We start from the raw sequence: 3,592 nt of genomic DNA on the forward strand, positions 1-3,592 counted from the left end.
TATCTGGGCAAACGTTGTATGCAGAAAAATGAAATCTCCAACTAAACGCATTTTTTACCACTTTGGTGTGTATACGCTTTACTTGGGCACCATTTTGGTTGCGCTTTGGCATTGTGGGTACTGTTGGGGGATCGTTTTGCTGCTTAAAAGACAGCTTAAGCGTCTCTCAGGAAAGAAATTTCCAGAAATCTCACAGTGATAAAACGTTTTATCACTTACAGTAGTATTTGAAACATAGCCGAAGCATCATACTGTTATGTATGTGTTGTTTTATGCGTGCCCAGTTGAGTGCGAACAAAACAAACGCTCAGGTAATGGAAGCAACGAGGTTGCCTAACCTGCGTAAACGCGCAGGCGGCAACCCAAGAAAAGGAGGAGCACATGGCTCAGCCCGTGTACGGCACACCTTGGCAGACCCTGAATCAGCCTGTATCTGAGGACGAGCTTGCCGGCGTCGATAGGTATTGGCGCGCAGCTAACTACCTGTCTGTTGGTCAGATTTATCTTCGCAGCAACCCTCTTATGAAGGACGGTTTCTCTCGCGAGGACGTTAAGCATCGCCTGGTTGGCCACTGGGGAACCACCCCAGGTCTGAACTTCCTGTTCGGCCACGTAAACCGCTTCATCCGCGACCATAACCAGAACACCATCTTCCTCATGGGCCCTGGTCACGGTGGACCTGCAGGTACCGCACAGTCCCTGCTCGACGGCACTTATCGCGAGACCTACCCATTCATCACCGACGATGAAGAGGGCCTCCAGAAGTTCTTCCGCCGCTTCTCTTACCCAGGCGGAATTCCTTCCCACTACGCACCTGAGACTCCAGGCTCCATCCACGAGGGCGGCGAGCTGGGCTACACCCTGTCCCACGCATACGGCGCCGTCCTGGACAATCCATCCCTGCTGGCAGTCGCTGTTGTCGGCGACGGCGAGGCAGAGACCGGCCCACTTGCAACTTCTTGGCAGACCAACAAGTTCATGGACCCACTGACCGATGGTATCGTTCTCCCAATCCTGCACCTCAACGGCTACAAGATTGCTAACCCAACCATCCTTGCTCGTATTTCTGACGGTGAGCGCGACGAGTTCTTCCGCGGCATGGGCTACCACCCTTACAACTTTGTTGCAGGCTTCGACGACGAGGATCACGCATCCATCCACCGTCGTTTCGCAGCTCTTCTCGAGGCTGTCTTCAACGAGATCTGCGCTATCAAGACTCGCGCAGCCGCAGGTGACGCATCCCGTCCTTACTACCCAATGATCATCTTCCGCACCCCTAAGGGTTGGACTTGCCCGCCTTACATCGACGGCAAGAAGACCGAGGGCTCTTGGCGCGCACACCAGGTTCCACTGGCATCCGCTCGCGACACCGAGGCTCACTTCCAGGTTCTTCGCGACTGGATGAGCTCCTACAGGCCAGAGACTCTCTTCACCGAGAAGGGCGCAATCCGTCCAGAAGTCACCTCCTTCATGCCTAAGGGCGACCTCCGCCTCGGCGCTAACCCTAACGCAAACGGTGGCGCAATCCGCCGCAACCTCGTCCTTCCTGACGCAAAGAAGTACGAGATCCCAGTTGCCGAGAAGGGCCACGGCTTTGGTGCCACTGAGGCAACGCGCGTCCTTGGCGAGTACACCGCCGAACTCATCAACAATAACCGCTCCGAGTTCCGTATCTTCGGACCTGACGAGACCGCTTCCAACCGTCTGCAGCCATCCTTCCAGGTAACCGACAAGCAGTGGTTTGGCGGCTTCAATGACGACTTCGAGAACGACGAGCACATCTCCCCAGTTGGTAACGTTATCGAGCAGCTTTCCGAGCACCAGTGCGAGGGCCTGCTTGAGGGCTATACCCTGACCGGCCGCCACGGCATCTGGTCCAGCTACGAGTCATTCGTTCACATCATTGACTCCATGATCAACCAGCACGCTAAGTGGCTCGAGGCTACCGTCCGCCACATTCCATGGCGCAAGCCTATCTCCGCTCTCAACCTGGTTCTTTCCAGCCACGTTTGGCGCCAGGACCACAACGGATTCTCTCACCAGGATCCTGGTTTTGTTGACATCATGCTCAACAAGAGCTTCAACAACGACCACATCACCAACATCTACTTCCCAGCAGATGCTAATCTCCTGCTTGCAGTTGGCGAGAAGTGCTACACCTCCACAAACTGCATCAACGCAATCTTCGCTGGTAAGCAGCCTGCTCCAACGTGGGTAACTCTCGACGAGGCTCGCGAGGAGCTTGCAGCTGGTGCTAAGGAGTGGAAGTGGGCTTCCAACGCTGAGGCTGGCGAGGAGGACATTGTCCTCGCATCCTGCGGCGATGTTCCAACCCAGGAGCTTCTGGCAGCTCTTGACATGCTTGGCAAGCTGGGCATCAAGGCTCGCTTCGTCAACGTTGTTGACCTGCTCAAGATTCAGAACGCTTCCGAGAACAACGAGGCTCTCTCCGACGAGGAGTTCACCAAGCTCTTCTCCGCAGACAAGCCAGTTCTCTTCGCATTCCACGCTTACGCCGGCTCTGTCCGTCGTTTGATTTGGAACCGTCCAAACCACGACAACTTCAACGTTCACGGCTACGAGGAGCAGGGTTCCACCACAACTCCTTACGACATGCTGCGCCTGAACAACATGGACCGTTGGGCACTTGCTGCTGACGCTCTCCGCATGATTGACGCTCAGAAGTGGGCAGATCAAATCGACGAGTGGGAGAAGTTCCGCACCGAGGCCTTCGAGTTTGCTGTCGAGAAGGGCTATGATCACCCAGCATTCACCGACTGGTCTTGGCCAGACGCTTCCGATGCTGATCAGGCTATCTCTGCAACTCAGGCAACCGCAGGCGACAACGAGTAACACGCTGCGACCGCGAGCGCCGCACGGCGCAACCGCGCTAGCTGCACAAACGTGCTTTCCGCCCGGTATCTACTTCATGTGGGTACCGGGCTTTCTTGTGCGTAACCGCTGCTATTGGACGGGGTTTCTCGCCAGATGGGCGGTGCGTTCGGCGTGCGCCTGGACGCATTTGGTGCGCGACTGCCGCGCGCCTGATTTCTGCAAAGAATCTGTAAAATTTGCCTGAAAATATCAAAGAATCTGTGGATTTGCCTGATTTTGCAAAAGAATCGGTGGCTCAAATACAGATTCTTTGCACTTTTCAGGCGGACTTTTAAGCATACCCAAGGCTTATTTCATGAGCATCTTCACGAACACCTTCATGGAGCCTGATTTTCTCGTCGAGTCTGAACAATTTGCCGGAATATTGCATGAAGTCTGAGCTATTTGCCGGTTTTTCTCGTCAAGTCTGAGTAAGTTTACTCAGACTTGACGCACTTTTCAGGCGCGCTTTGAAGTATGTCCGAAGCTGATTTCAAAAGCCCCTTCATGAGAGCTCTCATGGAGCCTGATTCTCTCGCCTTGTTTGAGTAATTTGGGACGTAACTGCGCCCGCGCACCCAGGTGGTAAAAAATGCGTTTAGTTGGGGAATACAGGTTTCTGCATACAACGTTTCCGGTCGTGTCCCGAAAAGTGGTGTAAGCAAGCATTTCAGGTGTTTAAAAGAAGTGCGGTTATTTCCTAAAATATAGTCAGCAT

Annotated in this window: 2 protein-coding genes; one reads left to right on the forward strand and one right to left on the reverse strand. The window is 54.1% G+C overall.

The window, feature by feature from the left end; all coding sequences use genetic code 11:
• Window positions 1-381 precede the first annotated feature (381 nt).
• Window positions 382-2,853 (forward strand): phosphoketolase, encoded by a 2,472-nt coding sequence (locus HMPREF1492_RS00850; RefSeq protein WP_035434992.1) that lies wholly within the window; start codon window positions 382-384, stop codon window positions 2,851-2,853.
• A 458-nt stretch (window positions 2,854-3,311) separates the two neighbouring features.
• Here the strand turns inward: HMPREF1492_RS00850 and HMPREF1492_RS07730 are convergent.
• A partial coding sequence (locus HMPREF1492_RS07730; RefSeq protein WP_232215577.1) for a hypothetical protein occupies window positions 3,312-3,592 on the reverse strand: 281 nt, incomplete at its 5' end.

Source organism: Atopobium sp. BS2 (genome assembly GCF_000565075.1).
GTDB lineage: Bacteria > Actinomycetota > Coriobacteriia > Coriobacteriales > Atopobiaceae > Lancefieldella.

Bases quoted from the DNA above. Each gene is read 5' to 3' on its own strand.
- HMPREF1492_RS00850 (WP_035434992.1), top strand. From the start codon at position 382: ATGGCTCAGCCCGTGTACGGCACACCTTGGCAGACCCTGAATCAGCCT.